The organism is Bacillus sp. FJAT-29790, assembly GCF_019039215.1.
Lineage (GTDB): Bacteria > Bacillota > Bacilli > Bacillales > Cytobacillaceae > Cytobacillus.
The window spans coordinates 2,610,110-2,632,060 of record NZ_JAHNZZ010000001.1; the positions used below are offsets into that span (position 1 = coordinate 2,610,110).

The 21,951-nt window shown below is 38.8% G+C and carries 18 protein-coding genes, 2 pseudogenes and 1 riboswitch; of the genes and pseudogenes, 5 read left to right on the plus strand and 15 right to left on the minus strand.

Features of this window, described 5'->3' with window-relative positions; all coding sequences use genetic code 11:
* Positions 1-140: 140 nt before the first annotated feature.
* The 4 genes from BGM26_RS12275 to BGM26_RS12290 form a co-directional block, all read right to left on the minus strand.
* Positions 141-1,238 (minus strand): nicotinate phosphoribosyltransferase, encoded by a 1,098-nt coding sequence (locus BGM26_RS12275; RefSeq protein WP_217040095.1) that lies wholly within the window; start codon positions 1,236-1,238, stop codon positions 141-143.
* Between the two features lie 487 nt (positions 1,239-1,725).
* On the minus strand, positions 1,726-3,528 hold the full coding sequence (locus BGM26_RS12280; RefSeq protein ID WP_483297803.1) for a DNA translocase FtsK: 1,803 nt from the start codon (positions 3,526-3,528) through the stop codon (positions 1,726-1,728).
* Between the two features lie 1,310 nt (positions 3,529-4,838).
* Positions 4,839-5,639: a DUF1444 domain-containing protein gene (locus tag BGM26_RS12285; RefSeq protein WP_217040097.1), complete on the minus strand. Its 801-nt coding sequence runs from the start codon at positions 5,637-5,639 to the stop codon at positions 4,839-4,841.
* Positions 5,640-5,724: 85 nt separating this feature from the next.
* Positions 5,725-6,042, minus strand: a complete 318-nt coding sequence (locus BGM26_RS12290) for a thioredoxin family protein (RefSeq protein WP_217040098.1) — start codon at positions 6,040-6,042, stop codon at positions 5,725-5,727.
* Positions 6,043-6,760: 718 nt separating this feature from the next.
* On the opposite strand from BGM26_RS12290, the pseudogene BGM26_RS21945 reads away from it, so the two are divergent.
* A pseudogene (locus BGM26_RS21945) lies at positions 6,761-7,294 on the plus strand (HAMP domain-containing protein); the annotation flags it as partial.
* A gap of 402 nt (positions 7,295-7,696) precedes the next feature.
* Positions 7,697-8,338: pseudogene (locus BGM26_RS21950) on the plus strand (methyl-accepting chemotaxis protein); the annotation flags it as partial.
* 29 nt (positions 8,339-8,367) lie between these two features.
* Here the strand turns inward: BGM26_RS21950 and BGM26_RS12300 are convergent.
* Positions 8,368-8,874: a hypothetical protein gene (locus BGM26_RS12300; protein WP_217040100.1), complete on the minus strand. Its 507-nt coding sequence runs from the start codon at positions 8,872-8,874 to the stop codon at positions 8,368-8,370.
* Between the two features lie 159 nt (positions 8,875-9,033).
* Between BGM26_RS12300 and BGM26_RS12305 the strand changes: the two genes are divergently transcribed.
* Positions 9,034-9,480 (plus strand): YtoQ family protein, encoded by a 447-nt coding sequence (locus tag BGM26_RS12305; protein ID WP_217040101.1) that lies wholly within the window; start codon positions 9,034-9,036, stop codon positions 9,478-9,480.
* A gap of 23 nt (positions 9,481-9,503) precedes the next feature.
* Here BGM26_RS12305 and BGM26_RS12310 read toward each other — a convergent pair whose 3' ends face one another.
* Positions 9,504-10,022, minus strand: a complete 519-nt coding sequence (locus BGM26_RS12310) for a DUF84 family protein (protein WP_217040102.1) — start codon at positions 10,020-10,022, stop codon at positions 9,504-9,506.
* 166 nt (positions 10,023-10,188) lie between these two features.
* Positions 10,189-11,262 carry a M42 family metallopeptidase gene (locus BGM26_RS12315; protein ID WP_217040103.1) on the minus strand — a complete coding sequence of 358 codons (1,074 nt, stop codon included), beginning with the start codon at positions 11,260-11,262 and terminating at the stop codon, positions 10,189-10,191.
* 331 nt (positions 11,263-11,593) lie between these two features.
* Between BGM26_RS12315 and BGM26_RS12320 the strand changes: the two genes are divergently transcribed.
* Positions 11,594-11,908: a PepSY domain-containing protein gene (locus BGM26_RS12320; RefSeq protein WP_217040104.1), complete on the plus strand. Its 315-nt coding sequence runs from the start codon at positions 11,594-11,596 to the stop codon at positions 11,906-11,908.
* A gap of 247 nt (positions 11,909-12,155) precedes the next feature.
* Here BGM26_RS12320 and BGM26_RS12325 read toward each other — a convergent pair whose 3' ends face one another.
* From BGM26_RS12325 to BGM26_RS12355, 7 genes are all read right to left on the minus strand, one after another.
* Positions 12,156-13,586, minus strand: coding sequence for an NAD-dependent succinate-semialdehyde dehydrogenase (locus BGM26_RS12325; RefSeq protein ID WP_217040105.1), 1,431 nt, complete (start codon positions 13,584-13,586; stop codon positions 12,156-12,158).
* Between the two features lie 126 nt (positions 13,587-13,712).
* Positions 13,713-14,414, minus strand: coding sequence for an alpha/beta fold hydrolase (locus BGM26_RS12330; RefSeq protein ID WP_217040106.1), 702 nt, complete (start codon positions 14,412-14,414; stop codon positions 13,713-13,715).
* Positions 14,414-15,583 carry an acyl-CoA dehydrogenase family protein gene (locus BGM26_RS12335; RefSeq protein WP_217040107.1) on the minus strand — a complete coding sequence of 390 codons (1,170 nt, stop codon included), beginning with the start codon at positions 15,581-15,583 and terminating at the stop codon, positions 14,414-14,416. The genes BGM26_RS12330 and BGM26_RS12335 overlap by 1 nt, the downstream gene beginning before the upstream one ends.
* Positions 15,584-15,597: 14 nt before the next feature.
* Positions 15,598-17,160 carry a long-chain-fatty-acid--CoA ligase gene (locus tag BGM26_RS12340; protein WP_217040108.1) on the minus strand — a complete coding sequence of 521 codons (1,563 nt, stop codon included), beginning with the start codon at positions 17,158-17,160 and terminating at the stop codon, positions 15,598-15,600.
* A gap of 26 nt (positions 17,161-17,186) precedes the next feature.
* Complete coding sequence (locus BGM26_RS12345; RefSeq protein ID WP_217040109.1) at positions 17,187-18,029, minus strand: 3-hydroxyacyl-CoA dehydrogenase NAD-binding domain-containing protein; 843 nt, start codon at positions 18,027-18,029, stop codon at positions 17,187-17,189.
* Positions 18,030-18,046: 17 nt separating this feature from the next.
* The gene (locus tag BGM26_RS12350; RefSeq protein WP_217040110.1) at positions 18,047-18,811 is read right to left on the minus strand and encodes an enoyl-CoA hydratase/isomerase family protein; all 765 of its coding nucleotides are present in this window, start codon (positions 18,809-18,811) and stop codon (positions 18,047-18,049) included.
* A 197-nt stretch (positions 18,812-19,008) separates the two neighbouring features.
* Positions 19,009-19,108, minus strand: a riboswitch (SAM riboswitch).
* 177 nt (positions 19,109-19,285) lie between these two features.
* Positions 19,286-20,359, minus strand: coding sequence for an enoyl-CoA hydratase/isomerase family protein (locus BGM26_RS12355; protein ID WP_217040111.1), 1,074 nt, complete (start codon positions 20,357-20,359; stop codon positions 19,286-19,288).
* 267 nt (positions 20,360-20,626) lie between these two features.
* Between BGM26_RS12355 and BGM26_RS12360 the strand changes: the two genes are divergently transcribed.
* Positions 20,627-20,953: a hypothetical protein gene (locus tag BGM26_RS12360; protein ID WP_217040112.1), complete on the plus strand. Its 327-nt coding sequence runs from the start codon at positions 20,627-20,629 to the stop codon at positions 20,951-20,953.
* Between the two features lie 135 nt (positions 20,954-21,088).
* Here BGM26_RS12360 and trmB read toward each other — a convergent pair whose 3' ends face one another.
* Positions 21,089-21,745: a tRNA (guanosine(46)-N7)-methyltransferase TrmB gene (gene trmB / locus BGM26_RS12365; protein WP_217040113.1), complete on the minus strand. Its 657-nt coding sequence runs from the start codon at positions 21,743-21,745 to the stop codon at positions 21,089-21,091.
* Between the last annotated feature and the right edge of the window lie 206 nt (positions 21,746-21,951).

Here is a 21,951-nt window from a genome sequence, read left to right on the forward strand (position 1 = left end):
AAAGGAAATGCGATAGCATTTTCGGGGAGTCAAGTGCCCTCGGCTCCAATCAACTCTGCTTGTAATATATAGTCATACTAAAAAAGCAACAAAGTTTACGAAAACAACCTTTATTTTTCTCCGCATAGAAGATAGCCGCTCTATTCAACCTTTTCCAAGCGCGGGTTGGGACGGTAGCGTCTACCAGCTTTGGCAGCATGTTCTCCATTAATTAATACATTATCACCTGTAAAGCCAATATTTACCTTTAGCAAGCTGCTCCCGATCCCATAAGTGTCAACAGGAACACCAGCTTCTTCAAATTCTAAGATTCGGGATTCATTAAAACCACCGCTGACAACAATTTTAACATGATTAAAGCCTTCGTCATCTAATGCTTTTCTTAATGCAAAAATAAGCTCCGCATTTACCCCGCGCGGATCAAAAGTTCCTAGCAAATGCTGATTTCTTAAGAAGTATTGATCAATTAATGTGCGAGAAGTGTCTACACGAACGCCTTTAAGATCATCACCAAAGATTCTTGCTAATTTAAGAGAGTCAGCAATTGCATCATTGTTATAATCAACTAAAGCGATTAATTCATCTTCCGGAAATGTTTCTTGGTATGCCTTTGTAGCCGCAACAAGATCTCCATTAAAAAGCTGGATCAGCGCATGCGGCATTGTCCCCATTCCTTGTTTTCCCCACCACTCATTCATCGCATGGGTAGCTTTTGCAGTTGCTCCTCCAATATGGGCTGCATATCCATCTCCTGCCTGAGTCGTAAAGTGGTCATCGCGATCACCCATGAAAATAACTTGCTTTTGTTTGCCAGATGCACTTGCTGCTTTAACAACGTTATATACATTTGTAGCGACCGACGTACGTCTTGAAAGTATTCCGTCAATAATTCCTTCCAAATAGCCGAAGGTTTGATACTTTCCTGTAATCGTTAAGACGGTTTCAAATGGCGTAATTTTGTCACCATCTTTTAAAGAATATATTTCAAGTTCATCTGGATTATCTGCAAATGTTTTAATAAGTGCGATTACTTCATCTGTCCCACATAAAACCGCATTGCTTCTTTGGAAAAATTGCATCGTTACCACATTATCTTGAAGATATTTATTCACGATATCTCTTGTTTTTAAAAAGTAAACGGCAGAAAACCAACCATCTTTGACCCGCTCGTCAAATTTAAATGTATGATTTGTTAACCGTTTTATTTCCCCTTTTAACTTAAGTTCAATCTCCTTCATCCTAATGCCCCTCACGTTCTATTCAATTATCAAGGCTATTTACGTAATCTTTGTTGCTTCCCTTCCTTTACTAATTACTTCCAGTTCCCTTATCCTATTAGCGATGTGAAGCCAGATATGGGTGAGAGGCAACCGGCGGCACACCGATTGCCTCTATTATGTCATCTCAGACAATCCCTATTTAAAAACAACAATCATTTAGAAAGGCTCTTTTCGCATATATTGTTGTTTATAGCCTTGAAATTTTGCCCGGTGATTTCCGCGGGGAGTGACGGGAGCCTCCTCGGCGTTACCGCCTGCGGGGTCTCCCGCTCCCTCTATTTCCCGCAGGAGTCAAGTGCCCTCCGCTCCAATCAACTCAGATGGTTAAATAAAATCACACTTAAAAAGCAACAATGTTTACAAAAACAGCCTCTAGAAAAAAGCCTATACCAAAATGGTTTATTATCTCTATTATTTAAAACATGCAAGTAAAGAATACCATGGATTAATTTATTGTACTAGTGTCTTGAAGGGATTCTAGTTCAGCTTCTGTAATAAGAACATCTCTTGGCTTACTTCCTCTGTTTTCAGAAATCAATCCTTGCTGCTCCATCATATCGATTAACCGTGCTGCACGGTTATAGCCGATTTTAAATCTTCTTTGCAGGCTTGAGGTAGACGCAGCCTTTTGGTCAACGACAAACTCGCATGCTTCATAAAAAAGCTCGTCTTCCTCTTCAATCATTTGTGCCTTTTTCAATAATTCTTCCTGTTCAAACAAATATTCAGGATCACGCTCTCTTCTCACATGAGCAACAACATCATCAATTTCTTTATCGGAGACAAAGGTGCCCTGCAGCCGAACTGGCTTGGAGGAGCCGTTTTCCAGAAATAACATATCCCCGCGCCCAAGCAATTTTTCAGCTCCACTAATATCAATAATCGTCCGTGAATCAATTTGTGATGATACGGAGAAGGCAATTCTTGTTGGGACATTCGCCTTAATTAAACCGGTAATCACATCAACAGACGGCCTTTGTGTTGCGATGATTAAATGAATTCCACATGCCCGTGCTTTCTGGGCAATTCGGCAAATCGCTTCCTCCACATCTGCTGGTGACATCATCATCAAGTCTGCGAGCTCATCAATGATAATGACGATGAATGGAAGCTTATCCGAGTATCGTTTATTTTCTTCAGCAAGCTCGTTAAAACGGCCAATGTCCCGGACTCCAGTATGGGCAAACAATTCATAGCGCCGCTCCATCTCTTCAACTGCCCATTTTAAAGCCGCTGTAGCTGCCTTTACATCCGTAATCACCGGACTAACTAAATGAGGAATCCGATTATAAGGAGCTAGTTCCACCATTTTAGGATCGATTAGGATTAGCTTTAATTCGTCAGGGTTCGCCTTATAAAGCAGGCTGACCAAGATAGTGTTGATACAGACGCTTTTTCCGGACCCGGTTGCTCCTGCGATTAATCCGTGTGGCATTTTTCGTAAATCCGTCACGATCGGGCTCCCTGAAATATCTAGTCCAAGTACTGCCGTCAAAGGTGATGTTGCGTTAATAAACTCTGGACTGTTGATGATTTCGCTAATAAACACAGGCCTGCTTGTCCGGTTTGGTACTTCGATCCCGATCGTATGCTTGCCCGGAATTGGCGCTTCAATCCTAATGTCTCTTGCAGCCAAGCTTAACTTAATGTCATCTGAGAGGTTAGTAATTTTATTCACTTTCACCCCTGGCTCAGGCTGAACTTCATATCTCGTAACTGCTGGCCCTTGGGTAACATTGACAACTTTTGCTCCAACATTAAAATTTTTCAATGTAGAGTTTAATAATTGTTCTTGTTCATGTAGCCACTCTGATGTCTCCTCTTGAGGGACAGCCGGAGTGAGCAGATTTTTTGATGGAAATTCATAATAAGAAATCTCTTCTTCATCAGGTACTACCTCTTTTATTGGAGGTTTTGTTTCAGTAATCTCCACCTGTTTTGCTGCTGGATCTATTTTTACTGGAGCTGCTGGTCTTAGTTGCTGTGCAAGCTTTTGTTTATCCTTATTGAGCATTATGACGTTAAATGGAATATGCGCCCTAGATGAAGAAGGGGACTTTTTCTCCTCTTTATCGGGTTCTTGCTCATTAAAGCTTGGACTTTTGTTTTCTACTGGGACTTCTATACTTTGTTCTGCCTCTTCTAGCAGCTCATTGGTCTCTATGGTTTGCGTTTGCACTTCAATAATTTCCTGCGTCCCTAAGCTTTGTGTGCTTTCCTCAAAAGTATCGGGCCTTTGAAAATTCATTTCTGCAAGATTTTCATTTGTTTCACTAATGTGCTCGGGAGCATCACGACTGCCCGCTGTCTCAATACCTTGATCGGGATACACGTGGCTCGCTATTACCTCAATACCTCGTTCATTCTCTAAATCCAATGCCTTTCTTATATTGTCTTGCTCCCACTCCTCATGCACTTCTTGAATATTTGTGCCCTGACTCTGTTCTATATCTATTTCTGGGATAATAGATTCTTCTACTTCAAGTGCAGCCGCATGGAGTTCAAGCGTCTCCATCTGATTATCAAATGAATCATGGCCTATAATCTCTTGGAATTCTTTTTCAAAATCATTTCCCTGAATATTTGAAGTATCTTTATTAACATACTTTTGCGTGTTTTGCTGTGTAGGTTTTTCTTTTATATCGTTATATGTAACATCGTTTAATTCGAACTCAATCGGTTCCTGATTCACGGGTACAGGTGTCGTCCTCGTTTTCGAACGTTCAAATCCATAGATCGGCGAAGGGATTTCCGTTGGTCGAAAAGGGCCGATTTTTTTGACTCTCTCAATCTCATTGCTTTTTGGAAACGGGACGTTTTTTTTATGTTTCGGATTAGGTACATGCTCCGTTACCCTTTTTTCGGGGTGCCTTTCGAGCGGCTGTTCTCTTTTTTCTTCCCGTTTAACTTTTGGAACCCTTTTCAATGATTCATTCCGTTCATCAGGTATTACCGGAAACCGGAATTGGCCTTTCGGATATTGATAAACAACCTTTGCATTTACGTCTTTTGATGGCTCCATCGAACTGTTCGTTAGAAATTCTCTCTCTACCTGCTTTTGTTCCATATATTCCTGTCTATTTTCATCCTCATCGTCATTCTTAAATATTCCAAATAATTTTTTAATCCAACTCAATTTATACCAACTCTTTCTTTCATTCTATCTTTCTTATTTTAGCAGTATTTCTCGAAATTTGGAGAAAAAAAAAGAGAATGAGTCTATTGGTTGAATTTAAAATCAAAATTGAATATTTTTGACATATGATCATAAGAAAGACTCATTGAAGATGAGTCAAGACAATCAAGGCTATTGACGACCGTTATCCAGGGGAGCGACCATTTTGGGATTAATTTCTCCTTTTCTATGCACAGCTTAATTAACAATGATCTCCTGTAATTCTTTAACCTTGGCAAACTTTTTAAAATTACTGATTGTATCTGTACATGTTAAAGAAGTTTTGGATCTTATAAGGCTTCTGATTATTCCCAAAACAAAAAGAATCACAAATTTGCGATCCTTTTGCCTTCTTATTCAAATCATTTTTTAAGTGCAGCCTTCTATTTCTTTCTGTTTTGTCCGAGGATAAAGATCGGTTCAAGTTCCCCATTTTCATATAAAAATGATAATGCGGTTATCGGTACGCGCCCGCTTGTGAAAAAGCTCATCGTTAGTTCGGCGAGGATGTCATAGCCGGTATCATTCATGATGTCTGCAATTATTAGTACGTCCTGATGGGGAACTGCAATCGCCATGGATCCATTCATCTTCCGTTCCATTCCTTTAATGAACGATTCATTTAATATTCTGCTTGCGTCATACCCGTCATTTTTATTTAAAAAGTAAAACATATTTCCGGCAACTTGATCGCTCTTCATGTCTGTAGAAAGTGAACGAACATTAAACAGAGCTGTTTCCTTTATTCTTTCCGGGATCCATCCCTCTTTCTGCATCAGCTGCAGATCGATTAGGCGATAGGTTGTTCCTAAATCGAGGGCGTAGTAGATTCTTGTTTCCGCCGTATGTTCATCAAATAAAAAAGGCACATCTTCCTCTGATTCTGAAGGAAATGAGGTCGAGCGGATGACCGGAAAGATATTTTTCTCTTTTCCTGACAGCTGGACATCTCCGTCCATTGCTTGCAATCCTTCTTCCACATAATAGACAACCTCATCAATCGCCTTTTCTTTTTGCACTTCCCATTTGGCAATAATCCCCGGCAAAGAAATGGTAATCCCTTTCCCAGTCTGTTTATTCTCAATTCGAAGTTCATCCTTTTTCCTGTCAAAAGAAAAAGTGCGATTCGAATTTGTTAGCCGTTTTTCCAGTTCATTTTTCATTTTTTTGCTATCCATTTTCATTTTAAGTCCCTCCTTAAAGGAGCTTTTCTAAACAATATTCTACACTAAAATCCCCCTATCTTAAAGGATGGGGGGTTAGAACGGTTTACTTATCTAGTTTTTCAATAAAATACTCAATTTCTTCCTGTGTTTTTCGATCTTTGCTAACAAAGCGGCCAAGCTCCTGACCATCCTTATAGCCGATAAAGCTTGGAATCCCGAATACATCAAGCTCGATGCACAAATCAATAAATTGGTCGCGATCCACATAGATAAATGTATAATCCTGATATTTCGCTTCAACATCCGGTAAAATCGGATCGATCACACGGCAATCAGGACACCAGTCTGCAGAAAACATAAAGATATGCTTCCCATTGTCAACCAATTGTTTAAACTGTTCCATTGATTCAAGCTTTTTCATTTCTTATTCCTCCTATAGATCTTTAATCACCTAATCGAATCCATCCTATTTTCCCCATATATTCTGATAATAACAAGCTAATAACAACGGGTCCAATTTAATGACTTAGCAGGAAGACTTCTTTCTTTTATTTTTAGTATATATTGTTTTAATAGGGAAAAAGTTCTATAATTAATCAAAATCGTAATTTTCCGAATATAATAATGAGGTGAACAGCTTGAAAACCATACGGGGTAAATTGGTTCTAATCTTGTTTATGACAATTGGAGGACTAATTTTACTATTATCTTTAAATTTTTTACTTAATATGATCCAAGAGAGTAGTAGGGAAAAAGAATCATCATTGATTGCAATTGTAGATGGAAGCAAGGATATCAAATACAATCTTGCAATGACAAGAAAATATGAACAGCAATTTTTAAGGGCGCCTGACCAGCCCGGGGCCGATCTAATCACTCAATCAATATTACGAGTGAAGTCAGACTCGGACAAGTTGACGGAACAAATTGAAAGTAAAGAAATGAAAGCCCAGTTTGCAAAAGTAAACCAAAACGCTGAAAAATATTTAATGGATTTCGAAGTACTATCCAAAATGTATCAACGAGCTGGTTATAGCAGCACAGAAGGAATTAAAGGACAAATCGAGGGCACAGCTAGCGAAATTACAAACCTGACTAAACTTCTAAAAAGTCCAATCATTGATGAACAATTTTTACAAATGCGACTATACGAGAAACAATTCTTAGCAGCAAGAGATAAAGAATCTTATGAACAATTTGTCAATGCAACCAACGTGCTTACAGATGAAATTCAAGCTAACACGAACCTTAACGATCATTCAAAAAAAGAACTATCCGAGAAATTATTTGAATATAAACTTGCATTGAATTCTATTTATTCCTCATTTATCCAAACCGAAGAGTTTATTGTTAAATTTGATGAACAAGCAAGCTCGATCGATAGTGCTGCAGTTGAGGTTGAAAAAGCAGTAGTAGCTAACCAGAACATCCTTCGAATAGAACTTGAAAAGCAGAATAAGACTTATACCTATGGCGTTTATGCGATAAGTTTATTGCTTGTGTTAGTATTATCGATCACTGGTTATTTCCTACTGACAAGCATTACAAGGTCTGTTCGTTCATTAACAGTAGGTGCAGAGAAAATCGGGAACGGAAACTTGGCTTATCGAGTCCCATATGGAGCTAAAGATGAAATGGGTGCGCTCGCCAATACCTTTAATCTGATGGCTGAGAAAGTCCAGCAAGCATTCTTGCATGTCCTTGACTCGGCTAATCAGCTGCAGGCTTCCTCCCAGCATCTTACTGCGATCTCGGAAGAAACATCCGCCCAAGCTACAGAGGTTAATGAGGCAATTAAACATATTGCGGTCGGAGCAGAGGACCAGACAGCCCAACTTGAAGCAAGTAAAACCGATATTGAACAAGTTACAAAAGCAATTCGGCATACAGAGCTTTTAAGTGCAGAAATAGCTTCCGAAGCTGATCTGACTGAAAAGGAAGGTCACATCGGATTAAATACAGTACAGGATTTGCAAATCATTTCAGATCAATTCTTGCTGCTATCGAATCATCTGACTGAAAAAGTAAGCGAAGCATCTGTACAATCAGACAATATTACTTCAATTGTCGACACCATTCAAAGTATAGCCGATAACACAAATTTATTGGCTTTAAATGCTGCGATCGAGGCGGCAAGGGCTGGTGAAGCAGGAAAAGGATTTGCTGTTGTAGCTACAGAAGTAAGGAAATTAGCTGAACGTTCAAAACAAGAAGCACAGAACATTCATTCACTTGTTTCTTCCATGAATACAACAATGTCACAATTAATGTCTGAATCAGAGAAATTTAATGATTACGAGCTTCGCCAAAGTGAATCGGTCCAGATGACGAAGAACGCTTTTGAAAATATTGTGCAGCATGTTAAAGGGATTAACGAAAAAATTAATACGATCGAAGCTGCCGTAATGAATGTACAAGCTTCAAACAGTTCGTTAACGGAACGTATTCAGGGCGTTTTCAATGTTTCCGAACTATCTTTAGCGGCATCTGAAGAAGTTTCTGCATCGAGCGAAACACAGCTTGAAGCCATTTCGGGAGTAAACTTGGCGGCAACTGAACTCAGTCAAATTGCCGGAGACCTTCAGTTAGAGGTTAACCAATTTAAGCTTGACTCGATTGAAGAACAAGCAATTAAAACTGTTGCAAAAAAGCGCAAATTTATATTTAAGGCTGTATTCAACAGCTTGAAAACAAAAATCATCAAAAAAAGAAGATAAAAAAGCGAGGGAATCTCCCCTCGCTTTTCTTATTTCATCTTTACCGAGTTAACGATGGCGATCATTGTTGCAGCATCAGATGATAAATTTTTTGTTTTCGATTGGGCTGTAATTTTCACTCCGCCAATTCCTATAGTCATTTCATTCATTTTTTTTTCTTTATTTTTGATCAATAGGAAACCTAAACGTCCATCTTTCGTAAATGTTTCATTTAAATCATACTCATTTTGCTTCATCGTCGCTTTATACACAACTTTACTTTCCGGTCCCTCATGTTGGTTATAAAAAAGAATATATGTTTTCGAACCATTTTTTAAGATGATATTATTAGGGGTCTCCTTTTTCACTTCAACACCAAAAGGCAAATAAAACTCGATATCTTCATTTTGATTATTAGTCTTTTTTGGTGTACTGTTGAACGCTTCAATTACAGCACTCTTAGCCGCATTTTGCTCTTCTTTTAAAGAAGCAGAACAAGCACTTAGTAGTAAAACTGCAAAAAATAAGAGCAAGGCAGCTTTAGAATTTTTCCTCATACTTTTTTCCTCCTTGCTAGGAATCATATCATACTTTTCTATCATACATTTCTTATTAATAGTCTGACAACCCTTCAATAGTAAATATAAAGCATTATGTATGTAAATCATTGGAGATAGTGGTAAAATATAGCCATTATGCTGTGAGGAGGAATTATAATGGAATTAACTGTTTACTTAGCAGGAGAAATCCACACAAGCTGGAGGGATGAGCTAAAAGAAAAAGCAAAATCTCTACAGCTTCCCCTTCATTTTGTCGGGCCAATGGAAAATCATGACCGATCTGACCTGATCGGAGAAGAGATCCTTGGTAAGCAACCTGATCCGATTTTTCGCGATGAAGCGGCATCAAATATTAACAACTTGAGAACACAAATTTTGATGAAAAAATCAGATCTTGTTATTGCCCTGTTCGGGGAGAAATATCGGCAGTGGAATACCGCAATGGATGCTAGTTCAGCTCTCTCTCTAGGAAAGCCGCTGATTTTAATTCGCCCACAAGAACTTCATCATCCTTTAAAAGAGCTTTCCAGTAAAGCAAATGTAACGGTCGAAACGGTTAATCAGGCATTGAAAGTATTATCATATATTTTTGAAGATAAATAAAATGAAGAGGAGATGGCTACTGCCTATCTCTTCTCCATTCCCCTAAATTCATATTGCCCTACTAGAAGCTTCATAACATGTGTAAACATTTCAGCCCGGTTAATTTGGTTATTTGTAAATATCCCTACTGCCCCTTCTTTTTTCCTGACGTTATCTTTCTTGACGTAATTCTCCATCACAGGACCTAGCTCTTCACCGGCTAGTACATGGTCTGCCACTTCGACAGGAAGAGGAATTCGTGCTCCACCTGCTATGATTGGCGACTCCCCGATTTCTGCCAATGCACCCCAATTACATAAAAACAAACCATATTTAGTTTCTTGTACACCACCTTCTAAACCTATCCCAATATGACCTTCACCTAATTTCAAAGCATCATAAGCCCTATTAATCGCTCCTTGAATCGTTTCTTCATCTGAAAAGGGCTGTGCACTGACGCCAGAGGGGATATTCATAGGGATAAAATCAGTTTGATAATGTTTAAACGCTTCCTGTACAGCCAAAACTTTGGCTGGATTTTGAGATCCGATAATAATTTTCATCAATGCCACTCCTTATTTATTGGATTTGGCTGTGTTAAATATAGCTGTTGATTTCCGCTGCAGGCACTCGCTTTCCGCTACAATAAACAAGTGCAATTATCACAATTAAACTTAAACATAGCCATTTGATTTAAAAAGAGGCAACGCTTAGTTGCCTCAAAAAAGCTTAGCTGTTTTGACGTATCGCTTCAACTGTTGAACGATCACATGTTTTAACAAGTTTCACTAACAATTCTTTAGCAGCTGCATAGTCGTCTACATGGACAATGGAAGCATGAGTATGAATATAGCGAGAACAAATTCCAATGACTGCACTTGGTACCCCTTCATTGGACATATGAACTCTTCCTGCATCAGTCCCGCCTTGAGAAACAAAATACTGATATGGAATATCGTGCTTTTCTGCCGTATCTAAGACAAATTCTCTCATTCCACGGTGAGTAACCATTGAACGATCATAGATTCGTAAAAGGGCCCCTTTGCCTAATTGGCCAAACTCCTTTTTATCTCCTGACATATCATTTGCAGGACTCGCATCTAATGCGAAGAAAATATCTGGTTTGATCATGTTGGCTGCAGTTTGCGCTCCTCGAAGCCCCACTTCCTCCTGAACCGTTGCACCAGAGTAAAGAATGTTCGGAAGCTTTTCATCCTTTACTTCTTTAAGAAGCTCTACTGCTAAGCCGCAGCCATAACGGTTATCCCATGCCTTTGCCATAATTTTCTTTTCATTTGCCATCGGTGTAAACGGGCAAATAGGCACGATTTGCTGACCAGGCTTAATCCCGATTTTTACAGCGTCTTCGCGGTTATCTGCTCCAATATCAATAAGCATATTGCTAATTTCCATCGGCTTACTACGTTTTGCCTCATCTAAAAGATGCGGAGGAATTGAACCGATTACTCCAATTACAGGGCCATTGTCTGTCATAATTTGCACGCGTTGTGCGAGTAAAACTTGGCTCCACCACCCGCCAAGAGTCTGAAAACGCAGCATCCCATTTTCTGTAATAGAAGTAACCATAAAACCAACTTCATCCATATGTCCAGCAACCATAACAGTCGGACCGTTTACGTCTCCTACTTTAATGCCAAAGATGCCTCCGAGCTTATCCTGGACAATTTCATCCGCAAATTGGCTTAATTGCTCGCGCATAAATTTGCGAACCAAATGTTCATTCCCTGAAGTTCCAGGTAATTCTGTTAATGTTTTAAAAAGCTGTAAAGTTTTTTCGTTCATGTTTTCCGCTCCTTTAAAATAACCTATTTAATCAAATTCGCCTTGGCGTATTTGCGCCCAGATTTTACCTTAGCTTGCTCGATAAATTCCTTTTAAAAATCGAAAGGCTCGCCTGAGGCTTAACTTTGCATTCATCTCGCCACTTATATCGTCTAGTGACTTCTGCTGAATAAAGTTAAAGACAATTATGTATTCTATTATTTTACAGAACTTTATTATGTCTTACCACTAATTCTAATTCTATACGGTTCACTTATTTGATAAGATTAAAGATAAGATTTTTAAACAAAGCGGAGAATTTTCGATTGTTTTCACAAATGGAGGTGTTTTTATGAACTGGAAATCGTTTTTATTAGGGGTGGGAGTCGGATTGGCAAGTGGTTATGCCACAAGGGAACTACTCGCACAAAAAACAACCGTTTCTCCTGAAAAAGCTTTAGCAAACGCAAAAGACGCATTCAAGAAAGACGGACCTATCAGTGGTTCGTGGATTTACATGAACGCAGAGCCTTATAAAAAAGGCTACCTGCAATACCAAGTTTATAAAGGCGGTATTTCTAGATTGGCAAGCGGGGAGATGGAGCAGTTTGAATTCGTTGCCGATGTTGGCACAGGGACAATTTTGGAAATGAATAGACTAACCTAAAAATCGTCTATTATAGAAAGAGCTCGTAGAGAATAAGCCATTCTTCTCCACGAGCTTACAAATTACAAAAACAAGTAACATTTAAATAGGCTGTTTTCTAAAAGGTTGTTGCTTTTATCAACATTTAAAACGATGTGTGGAGTGAAGTGGAAGGCACTTGACTCCAATCAACTCAGATTATAAAGACAACAAACTTTAAGAAAATAGCCTTAATAAATCAATGATTATTGTTAAGGGCGCCTTACTGTTAGATCGAAAATCCGCCAAGCTTCGTTTCTAAATATTCTTGAATTCCTTCCTTTCCGCCTTCCCTGCCTAGCCCACTTTCGTTCATTCCCCCAAATGGGGCAGCGGCGGAAGTTGGATTGATATCGTTTATACCAATAATAGCAAAATTTAGTTCTTCAAATGCCTTCATAGCTTTTGATAGGTCTTTCGTATACACATATGCCGCCAGACCGTACTGCGTATCGTTTGCCATCTCTAACACTTCTTCATCAGACTCAAACGTAATAATTGGGGCTACAGGGCCGAATGTTTCTTCCCTGAAAATTTTCATTTCCTTATTAATTCCCGATAAAATCGTCGGTGCATAATAAGTGCCCTTATCAAGCCCATTATCTGTCAAGCGGTATCCCCCAGTTATTAATTGGGCTCCCTTCTCGGTCGCGTTTTTTACTTGTCCATCCACCTTTGCAATTGCCGTCTCACTTACAAGCGGACCAATACTAATTCCATCCTCTAATCCATTGCCAGCCCTTAGTTTATTTACCCGTTCAATCAAGGTTTTAGTAAATTCTTCTGCAATTGACTTATGTACAAAAATACGATTCGGGCTAATACACGCTTGCCCGGTATTTAGAAATTTCACTAATGAAACGCCTTTTGCAGCATGTACTGGGTCAGCATCATCATAAACGATAAATGGTGCATGCCCGCCCAATTCCATCGATATCCTTTTTACATTTTTTGCCGCCTTTTCAGCGATATTTTTTCCGACTTCAGTTGATCCAGTAAAGGTTATTTTTTTCACAGCTGGATTCGTCAATAATTCCTCCCCAATTTCTTCTGGCCGGGATGATGAAATTAAATTAATAACACCATTTGGAATTCCTGCATCAGCAAGAACTTTAAATACCTCTCTCGCACATAGGGGCGTTTCTTCAGCGGGTTTTAAAACAACGGTACAGCCGGCAGCAAGAGCTGGAGCAATTTTTCTAGTAATCATTGAAACTGGATAATTCCATGGAGTAATCGCACCAACCACTCCGATTGGCTGTCGGATTGCTATAAACCTTTGATCTCGTCTTGAAGCTGGAATGACCTCGCCGTATACCCGTTTTGCCTCTTCTGCATACCACAATAAAAAATCAGCTGCATATTGAACTTCATTACGCGCAGCCTTTAATGGTTTTCCTTGTTCCAAAGTCATTAATCTCGCAAGCTCTTCTTTTCGTTGTATCATTATTTCATATGCTTTATATAAAAAATTAGAGCGCTCATAAGCCGTAAGTTTAGACCATGTACGAAAGCTTTTGGCAGCTGCTTCAATCGCTTTTTTCGTATCATTAATATTCCCATCAGCAACTTTTTCAATCTCTTCCCCATTTGCAGGATTGAAAACAGGAAACCAATTATTTGATTCTGATTCGATCCATTGACCATTAATATAGAGCAAATTGTATACCTCCTTAACTGTAATAAGAAAGAGAGAAGAATCTCTCTTCCCCCCTCGAATTTATTAGTAAATTTTAATTATTCCCCAACCCATATAAGTTGTTTTTCTGGAGTAAATAACGATGGATTAAACTGTTTGCGTTTCAACCTCTTGTACAAATTCAGTAAGCGCAAGAATAAACTCCTTTGGTTTTTCTAGCATAATATAATGACCTGAGCCCTCAATTTCTGTAATTTTCATATCCGATTTTACATTTTTTAGTGATTCGGCTGCACCAATTGGCAATAGTCGGTCTTGGCTTCCTAAAATTGCATAAATCGGAATATTCAGTGACGAAAGAGCCCTTTTTCCTTCTGTATATTGATTACAGGCGTTAAAATCTGCATAAGTGATTTCAATTGGTACTTGATTTAATTCCTGTTTTTCTTCTTCAAGCAAATGTTCACTTATGTCTTTGTTGTATGATGCGTAAAATAACGAACTTGGATACTCACCATTTTCCAACTTTTCAAGCATTTTGGGATGTACTGGTAATTCATAGAAGCTTGCTGCAAGGACAACTCCTTTTACTTTTTTGCTTCTGGCAGCCAATTCAAGTGCAATTAGGCCACCCATCGAATGACCGACTACAATTGTATCTTCCTGAATGGCTTTGTCAATATTAGCGGCATAATCTTGAATACTAGCAAATATGCTAGTTTCATTGTCCCCATGCCCCGGAAGATCAATCACTTCAAATTGGGATGATTTGAAATAACCCCCTACTGCTCTCCATTTACTTTTTGTTCCGCCAGCACCATGAATGAATAAAATTTTATATTTGCCCATTAGCGCCCTCCTAAGATCGTCCTTGCAATTATTAAGCGTTGAATTTGGTTCGTTCCTTCATAGATTTGCGTAATTTTAGCATCTCTCATCATTCTCTCCACTTCATATTCCTGGATAAATCCATATCCGCCTAGAAGTTGGACTGCATCTGTCGTGACCTTCATTGCAACGTCTGAAGCAAACATTTTCGCCATGGAGGATGCTTGCGTTAATTCCGGATTTTTTCCAGTTGATGTCAGTTCATTTACTTTTGAAGCCGCTTTATAAACAAGACCTCGTGCAGCTTCGATTTGTGTAGCCATATCTGCCAGCATAAATTGAACAGCTTGAAAAGAAGCAATGCTTTTTCCAAACTGTTCTCTTTCTTGAACATATTCTACTGCAGCATCGAATGCACCTTGTGCGATTCCTAAGGCTTGAGCAGCAACAGTTGGTCTTGACTTATCAAAGGTTTTCATGGCAATCATCCAGCCATCCCCATCTTCACCAATTCTATTCTCTACGGGAATTCTACAATTATCAAAATAGAGCTGAGCTGTTGGCGATCCTTTGATTCCCATTTTTTTCTCCAATTTACCTACTTCAAATCCTGGAGTGTCCTTCTCTACTACAAAGGCTGTAATTCCCTTATCAGTCTGCGCAAATACAGAGTAAACATCTGCAACACCACCATTGCTGATAAACATCTTCTGGCCGTTTAAAATATATGAGTTCCCGACACGCTCCGCGCGGGTTTTTAAGCTTTTTACATCAGATCCCGCATTCGGTTCAGTTAAGGCATATGCTGCAATCTTTTTTCCAGTGGCTAAATCAGGAATATACCTTTTCTTCAAGGAATCTCCCCCGCCAATAATAATCGGTAATGTTCCTAGCTCTTGTACGACTGCCACTTGTGAAGATGATGCACAAACCCTTGCAATTTCCTCTACAATCAGGCAAAAACTAAGCAGATCAAGACCCGCCCCTCCATACTCTTCCGGCATATTCGCACCAATATATCCATACTCTGCAAGGAGATGCAAAATATCCATCGGGTATTCCGCTTGTTCGTCAATTTCTATTGCTCTAGGCTTAATTCGTTCCTGTGCCAAACGATGAATTTCCTGTTTAATTTGAAGGTGATCCTCTGATATTTCAAAACTATGATGCTGCACTTTTTCTGCCTTCATCTAACTTTCCTCCCCTAAATTTCAGCAAGCTGGTCAGCAAGCACGAATTTTTGCATTTTTCCGCTTGTCGTCTTAGGAAGACTTCCTACAAAATGATATTCTCTAGGGCGTTTAAATTTTGCCAGCTGCTTTCCTTCAAGTAAAAATTGGTCAAGCTTGTCCTCTGTTAATGTGCTTCCTTCCTTTTTAACGATAAATGCAACAACGATTTGCCCCCATGTCGGGTCAGGCTTGCCTAACACGGCTGCTTCAAGGACTTCAGTATGTTCTAGTAATTGATCTTCTACTTCTCGGGGATAAATATTCTCTGCACCAGAGTTGATCATGTAATCCATTCGATCTTTAATCCAAATATAGCCTTCCTCATCAACATAGCCCATATCGCCAGTATGATACCAGCCATAGGCAAGAGCATTTTCAGTTGCTTCAGGACGTTGAAAATATTCTTTCATCATGCATGGACCTTTTACAAGAATTTCTCCTATTTCCCCTACTTCACATTCATTATCGGGATTCGTCGGACTTCCATCCTCCTCGACACGGGCAATTTTCATTTCATGTGTAAGGATGGCTTTACCAGCTGATCCGGCCTTTTCTAATTGCTCATCGGCATAGAGAACGCTCATGACTGGCCCCATCTCTGTTGTCCCAAACATTTGCACTAAATCAGCATTGGTTTTCTCTTGAAACCTTCTGATCAGCACTGGAGCCATAGAGGCCCCTCCATAACCAAGAAGTCTCAGTGAAGAAAGATCAAAATCTTCAAAGCTTTTCACGTTTAGAAGCATGTTCACCATTGTCGGGGCTGCAAAAATATGAGAAACCCTCTCTTCCTCAATCGTCTTTAACACTTTTTCCGCTTCAAAAGAATGCAGCAGGATCGTTGTAGCGCCTACCATTACTTTTGGAAGAAAAGACGTATGTAGTTCCGCTGTATGATTCAGAGGCGCAACGGAAAGTCCGATATCATTTTTGCTAAATCCGTTGCATTCAATCATGAGAAAGTTATGGTGGACCATATCTCGATGCTTGTGAATGACACCCTTAGGACGCCCGGTTGTTCCGCTTGTGTACATCATAATGTAAGTATCATTTTCAGTTACATGAACATTAGGCTCTGATTGATGGCCTTTTTCTAGTAGTTTATAAAAATCAAGTGCTTCTTCAGGGACCGTTTCGTCCGTATAAATATAATGCAAAACATTTGCTCCTAATTTCCTCGTTTCTTCAATCACACCTGCCACTTCTTTTTCAAATAAAAGAACCTTTGATTGAGCATCATTTAAAATATACTGTAGTTCACTCGCGGTTAGACGGTAATTGATAGGATTGAAAATCGCCCCAATTTTCGCCGAAGCAAATAAAGCGACAACAAATTCACTTGTGTTATAGAGAAATGTAGAAACAACATCACCCTTTTTAACACCTAATTGAATCAAGGAAGAAGCAAATTGATTTACCTTATAATTTAATTCACCAAACGTAAAGCTTTGATTTTTCTCCCGATAAATTAATGCAGGTTTATTCGGATAATTTTGAGCGGACCAAACGATTAATTCCCCAACTGTGGTACTCACGAATCTGCCTCCTATCTCCTAACCTTTCAATATTCAAAAAAGCCTTTTCCTGTTTTTCTACCTAAATGTCCCGCCCTTACCAGCTTTCTTAGTAGTGAAGCAGCCCGGTATTTAGAATCTTGTGTTTCTTCATATAATGAATCTTGAACAAATAGAAGGGTGTCTAGACCAATTAAATCGGCAAGTGCAAGTGGTCCGATCGGATGATTGGCACCAAGCTTCATACCTTTGTCAATGTCCTCGGCGGTCGCTACACCTTCTTGTAGAACAAAAATGGCCTCATTTATCATCGGAACTAAAATTCGATTGACGGCAAATAGTGGTGATTCCTTAACCGCGACTGCTTCCTTGCCAAGCGATTCTACAAGCGCTAGTGATTTTTCGTAAGTCTCATCCGTAGTGTCATATCCCCTAATCAGTTCCACCAATTTCATAACTGGCACTGGATTAAAGAAATGGAACCCCATGACTCTCCCGGGATCTTTCATCACACTTGCTATCTCAGTAATACTCAACCCTGATGTATTGCTGACGATAATTGCTTTTTCATTCACTGATTGATCGATTTTCCTGAAAATATCTTTTTTTAGCTCCATATCTTCACTAACCGCTTCAATGACAAAGTCAGCATCCGCAATGCTTTCCCACTCCGTAGATGTAACGAGCAGTTTTTCGTATTTTGTTTGAGTTTCTTCATTCAATCTTCCTTTTTCAATCGCTCTGTTCCAATTTTTCTGAATTTGTTTCAATCCGCGATCAAAGTAAGCCTTTTCCTTTTCAATCGCAATGACCTCATAGCCTGCCTCAACACATACTTGTGCAATCCCAGCACCCATAGTACCAAAGCCGATAACGCCAATCTTCTTCATCCTTTTCTCCTCCTCAATTAATTACCTTTAAATACTGGTTCTCTTTTTTCAAGAAAAGCGGATACTCCTTCTTCCTTATCCTCTGTTGTACAGATTTCACTAAACAATTTAGCCTCAAGCTTTAAGCCTTCATCTAAAGATATGCCGATACCCTTTGTTATCGCTTCTTTCGCCTTTTGGACAGCAATAGGTCCTCTTGAAGCAATCACTTCCGCAAGCTCTATTGCCTTGCCTATTGCATCTATTTCTGTCACTTCTTCAATGATGCCATAATGAAAAGCTTCCTCAGCAGAAATGAATTCTCCTGAGAAAATGAGCCGCATCGCCTTTCCCGTGCCAATTAAACGAGCTAACCGTTGTGTCCCCCCGTATCCTGGAATGATGCCAAGCTTTACTTCAGGAAGGCCAAATTGAGAGCGTGCGCTAGCAATGCGGATATCACATGCAAGCGCAAGCTCTAACCCTGCGCCTAAAGTAAACCCGTCGATCGCGGCAATTACTGGCTGTTTCAATTTAGCTAACCTGTTAAAAACAGACTGCCCTCGCAAACAAAGTGCTTCGCCTGCTTCTGGTGTTAATCCCGGGAATTCCTTAATATCAGCGCCAGCTACAAACGCCTTTGTTCCAGCCCCTTCAATAATGACAACAGCAACATCTTCCTCTATTTGCAAGATGACCTCTTCCAAGCGATTAAAAACAGCACGATCGAGCGAGTTAACAGGAGGGGAATCTATTGTGATAATGCCAATCTTACCTCTTTGTTCGTATTTAACTTTAGACATATATATCACTCCTAATCTTTTCGATTTTTAAATTGCCTATTTTCATACATTGATTGTTTCGATGATTTCTCCCTTTATTCAAATATGAATAATAGGAATTATAATTTTAAAATAGTCTCACCTTCTATCTAAACTAGCTAGAATAAAAAAACCTCTTCTATAGAATTAGAAGAGGTCAGAGTACACGAAAAGTCCTCTTCTTATCTATCAAGTCATACTTGCTGGAATTGGCACGGTACAAGCAAGTCCGTTGCCGAGGTGTCATAGGGCCAGTCCCTCAACCTCTCTTGATAAGAAGTATTTTAAATATTCAATTTGATTAACACTTGATACTTACTCTATATTGTAAAATAAAGTATGTCAACTATTTTTCATTATTTCACCATAATTCAGAAAAGCGTAAGCACCTTTTGGATTAATCAAGGAACAGAATGTTCCTGCGATGATCATGCTGCTGAAGCGTTCCTCGTGGAGCTAGACAGTGAAAAATTCCTGAATATATGTTTCACTTACACCGTCTAATGAATCCGGCTGCCATTTTGGCGAATGGTCTTTATCGACCAATACAGCCCTGACGCCTTCAAAAAAATCAGGAGTATGTAAAAAGTTAAGAGCAACATGAACATCCATTTCAAAACTTTCTTTCAATGTTTTCTCTTTTCCTCTTCTCATAAGTTCTAATGTCACTTTTAGTGAAGTTGGTGATTTTGAAAGAAGTGTATTTCTTGTTTTCTCTGCCCATTCGTCCCCTGTGCTTGCACTTTCTTCTAATGATTCAATTATTTGCTCCACTGTTTCAAATTTGAAATGTTGATTGATTTTTTTCTCATCTAGGTTGCGTAATAGCGTGTCCACTTTCAAACAAATCGGTTCCAAATATTGCTTCAGTCTTTCAGATGCAGTTTCCTTTTTCCAAACGTTATTTTTAATAAAATTTTCTAATTCGCACAATTTACTGCTCTCCATATAATAATCGGCTGCATTTGTGTAAAGAATATCTCCTCCTTTTATGACATTCGAAGTCAAAGCGAGATAAATGCCAATTTTACCTGGCATTTGATTAAGGAAATAATTAGCACCAACATCAGGGAAAAACCCGATATTCATTTCAGGCATCGCCCATTTCGTTTTTTCCGTAATTATTCTAAACTGAGCACCTACAGATAGACCGACCCCGCCGCCCATAACAATGCCATCCATAAATGCCAGCACCGGCTTTGGGTATTCATGGATAAGTAAATCCATTTTATATTCTGTTGCAAAATATTCTTTCGGAATCATCGACGAAGGATTCATTTTCGCGGTTTCACAAATTGCCCGCACATCTCCCCCAGCACAAAACGCCTTTTCACTTTGACTTTTAATGCAAACAAGTGAAACATCATCATTCGTAGACCACTCTTTTAATTGATGATAAATATCTGTCACCATTTGCAGCGATAATGCATTTAAAGCTTTAGGACGATTTAAAATAACCCATCCTGTTCCTTGGTGTTCTTCAAACAAAACTTCATTCTCCGTTATCATGAGACTTTTTCTTCCTTTCATTTATCACCCTATGCAGCTAAGGAGGTAGAATTTTCTGTTTTTTTCATTATAGCATATTGTTAATTTCATTAAGAATTAAATACTAACTATGGGGGACCTTGTGATTGTGATAATTTCTCCATTTGAAAAAGCGATTGCTAATGTATAGCCTTACTTACAAATAAGCAAAATAGATGAAGAATGATGTGATAGACCATATTAAAGCACTAGCAAAAAAGTTTACTTCTAGTCTTGTTCTTTTGACTTATCAATATAGGGGTGAATTAATTGACTGTTTTTGTTTACCAAACGTTTGATATTAAACAGGAGAAATTTAAAGAAGTAATAAAAAATTTAAGAGAAATTAAGATGTATCGGAATGAAAACTTTAGTCACAAGGTAGAGATATTAATGCCTATCACTGGACGGGATCATACATACGCACTTCTTTCAACATACGAAGGACTTGCAGAAATGGAATTACAGAACAAAAAGATGTTCGACGATGAAGAGTATTTGAAAATGATTGGTGAGTTTTTTCTCGAAAACATTGTTCAAGGCAGTATAAATACACAACTTTACCGATCTATGAATGATAATCAACAGGATAAATAAACGGCCTAGCTGTATTATTTTAACGATGGGCAAAATGACAAATTTAATAGGGTAAGGTTTCATTAAACCAATATCTTTAAGCTAATAAATAGTCATAAAAAAGAACGCATGCTGCACATGCGTCCTTTTTTATGACTATTTATCCTTTTTTCCACTCGTATATTGAACTTCGCATCGATATATACGGTTTCCCTTTTTGGAGAATTTTTCTTCATATTCGGTCATAATATTTCCTTCAAAATCACTGTTATGAAGGTCTAAGCTCACGTATTTAAGCAAGACTCCATATTCCGAAAAGCTCATAAGTGAGCTTTCAAATAATCCTTGATTATCCGTCTTAAAGTGGATTTCACCGTTCTCAACAAGGATGTCTTCGTATACGCTTAAGAAACTTTTATAAGTTAGTCTCCGTTTGGCATGGCGAGTCTTCGGCCATGGATCGGAAAAATTCAGATAAACTCTGTCAACTTCTCCGCCATCAAAAAAATCCCTTAGGTCGTTTGCATTTACATTCATTAGTTTTACATTAGACAGTTCTGCTTCAATGACCAAGTCCAGTGCGGTGACAATCACACTTTCAGCTAATTCAATGCCAATATAATTAATATCAGGGTTAGCCTTTGCCATTCCTGTAATAAAACGACCTTTGCCGGTCCCAATTTCTATATGAAGCGGTTGTTTTTTTTCAAAAATTTCATGCCATTTCCCTTTGTATTGTTCAGGAGAAGGAATAACGTATTGCGGATACTCGGCAAGCTTTTCCCTTGCCCATGGTTTATTTCTTTGTCGCATGCTTACACTCCTAAAAATTTAATATCGTTCAAACAATATCATGCAATTTCAGACGTTGCAACCCCGAAATGCGGAAGCGCCTTCGGAACACACAGATTGTTCCTGCGATTGATTATTCCTAGAAGTATTCCTTATGAGATAGATATTTCTCTAATTCAAAAAATTACGCTTTCCTGTCTATCTAGAACAGCAGTCCATGCATAAAT